A 2,597-nucleotide genomic window follows, 5' to 3' on the forward strand; every position below is an offset into this window, starting at 1 on the left:
ACTCCTCGATTTACCAAATGTAACAGTGGTCAATTATCAAAAAATTGCTCAGACAATTTTCCTAAAGCTCGCTCTTTTAAATGAAACAATTGAATGTCCGAATTGCCATCAAACCTTGGACAGAATCAATCAGACAGAGTACAATCTAGTCAGAGATTTGTCAAGATTAGGCAATCCGGTATATTTAGAAGTACCACGCCGCCAGTTTCATTGTCAAAAGTGCCAAAAGTAGATCAGCGAAAGACTGAGTTTTATGAGATTAAGACAGCATCACACAATTCGCTATGAATCGATGATTTATGAGAGAGTAAAAAATTGTAGTATCGAAGAAATAAGTCGAGAAGAAGGGTTAGGATGGTCAGAAGTTGAGTTAATATTTAATAACTGTGCTAAAGAACTAGAAAAGGAAGAGTGGGAAGCACCAGAACGAATAAGCTTAGATGAGTTTAGTAACTTAAAAGGACATAAAGATTTCATAACAACGGTCGTAGATCTGGACAAGAAAATTTTACTAGATGTGATTAAAGGACATAAGCAGGAAGAATTAATGGAAGCCTTAAAAGCACAGCCAGACGCAGTTCGGGAGAAGGTGAAAGAAGTGAGCGTCGATATGTGGTCAGGATTTACGGCAGTGATCAAGGAATTATTTCCCAATGCTAAAATCATCTATGACCGTTTTCATGTAATGGCTATCATCAATGACGAGCTTAATAACTTGAGAAAGTTAATGGGGGTGCATCAAAAAGGATTACCTCATTTATTATGGAAGAATAAAGAGGACTTAAAGGACGAGCAAAAACAACAACTAGAAGTTATCTTAAAAGAACATCCCTGCTTGGGAATAGCCTGGGAGATGAAAGAAGAAATTAGACAAATTTATCAAAGTAGTAAAACGTTCAGAGGTGCTGAGAGAAAATTGGAAAAATGGATAAGAATAGGCGGAATATTATAGGAAAGTAGTGCCAGTATGATCGAGAAGCATTTGCCGGGTATTTGTAATTACTTTGAAAATCATACAACCAACGGATTAATTGAGGGAATGAATACCAAAATAAAGCTTATTAAAAGAATGAGTTATGGATTTACCAATTTTCAACATCTTCGACTTAAGCTGTTTGCTTGCTTTAATTCATAACAAAAATTAACACACGAAAACCAGAAGAGCCGAACAGCTACATTCAGTCACAATTGACGACAGTTTGTCTGGAGGCAATATAGCGCAACGTGTTCCCTCCTTGATGTTGAATGACAACTCGGTATCGGTATAATTACCGAATTCAACTCGGACTGGGAGACAAACATAATGTGGATTGGAAACTTCAGAAATCATCGACTTGCCTTCGGGTAGTTCACAAGATTGTTGAGAACTTTGATCAAAAGTTGTTTCTGTTTGAGTCCCAGTCATTGCCTTGGCTCTTTGACTTTCTAGACCTCTTATAGGTAATCGGATACCACCAACCCTAACCCATCCGTTTTCTCTTATAATACCTCTTCTACGGGGAGGTTTCTGTGAGCCGTAATGACATCGCATTTCAATTTCATCAATAGCTTCCTTTACTTTTTTAACCAATTCATCCTTCTCGAATATCAACTCTGCTGCTAACAAAAATTTAGGTCTGGTAGGAGAGATAACCAGCTTACCTTCGGATACATATCGATCAAAAGATTCATGAGAACTCATTTCTGTGCTATTCATAGTTATTGCCCCAGTTCTTGCAATTTTTTGACACCAATGTACTCTTCAACAGGATTTATCTCGCGGAACGGCTCAACAGAAGCTTGTAGGATATATCCGCCAGTTTGAGCAGGAACGCCAATATCAACGGGTCTTAATTTGGATTCAGGCGTGTTTGGAGGAGGCGACTCTACAGAAGATACAATCTCTCTTTCCTGAGTGAAAAGATTAAGAGTAAAGCGCACACCCTGAATTAATTTTCCTACCTCATCTACTAGCCCAATAAACGCCCGTATAATCTTCTCTGGTTCATACAAGAAGCAATCGTTGAGTACCATCAACAAACTTTTACCTTCAGTTATCTGATAACGATTGTTAGCATGGCAAAGCAAATTCTCAAGGTAGGCGTGAGCGTTTTTATCGTTAAAAAGTGATGTTAGAAGCGGCTAAATAGGATCGGTACAACAACCTCCCACAGAACCTAGCTTAATTATCCCACCATAGCCAAGGGTAAAACATTAAATTTTAATGTAATGCCAATTCGGAACCCCAGTGCGATCGCTGATCTTGTAGGTTGGGTTGAGGTGACGAAACCCAACACTACCTTTTTCCCAAATTACCACCCAATATCTGAGTTATAATCAATACCATCCATTCTACACCTTAATCAAATAACTTAACTTAAGTGGGTGGGTGGAATTAAATATAAGATGAACGTAGGTTAGGTTGAAGCATGAAACCCAACTCCCGCATGGGTTACGCTACCGCTAACCCATCCTACAAATGGCTCTTCGTTACTTGTTATGGTTCGATAGGGGGGCATAAATCGACTAAATCCTTATCTGGCAAGAGACTTAATTGATTAGTTCGCTCTAGATAAAAAACAATTGACAAAAATCGCTAAATGCCTTTCTCTATAAGG

General features: G+C 38.4%; 2 protein-coding genes and 1 pseudogene. 1 reads left to right on the forward strand and 2 read right to left on the reverse strand.

Annotated features, from left to right (window positions below; all coding sequences use genetic code 11):
- A pseudogene (locus tag O9332_RS11220) lies at positions 1 to 1,135 on the forward strand (ISL3 family transposase); the annotation flags it as partial.
- A 6-nt stretch (positions 1,136 to 1,141) separates the two neighbouring features.
- On the opposite strand, the gene O9332_RS11225 reads toward O9332_RS11220, so the two are convergent.
- Together O9332_RS11225 and O9332_RS11230 are read right to left on the reverse strand one after the other, a co-directional pair.
- Complete coding sequence (locus O9332_RS11225; RefSeq protein ID WP_288025511.1) at positions 1,142 to 1,696, reverse strand: hypothetical protein; 555 nt, start codon at positions 1,694 to 1,696, stop codon at positions 1,142 to 1,144.
- 2 nt (positions 1,697 to 1,698) lie between these two features.
- On the reverse strand, positions 1,699 to 2,013 hold the full coding sequence (locus O9332_RS11230; RefSeq protein ID WP_002760896.1) for a hypothetical protein: 315 nt from the start codon (positions 2,011 to 2,013) through the stop codon (positions 1,699 to 1,701).
- Positions 2,014 to 2,597 lie beyond the last annotated feature (584 nt).

The organism is Microcystis sp. LE19-10.1B (genome assembly GCF_027530565.1).
GTDB lineage: Bacteria > Cyanobacteriota > Cyanobacteriia > Cyanobacteriales > Microcystaceae > Microcystis > Microcystis aeruginosa.

Coding starts and splice junctions, on each gene's coding strand:
- O9332_RS11225 (WP_288025511.1), bottom strand. CDS start 1,696: ATGAATAGCACAGAAATGAGTTCTCATGAATCTTTTGATCGATATGTA.
- O9332_RS11230 (WP_002760896.1), bottom strand. CDS start 2,013: ATGGTACTCAACGATTGCTTCTTGTATGAACCAGAGAAGATTATACGG.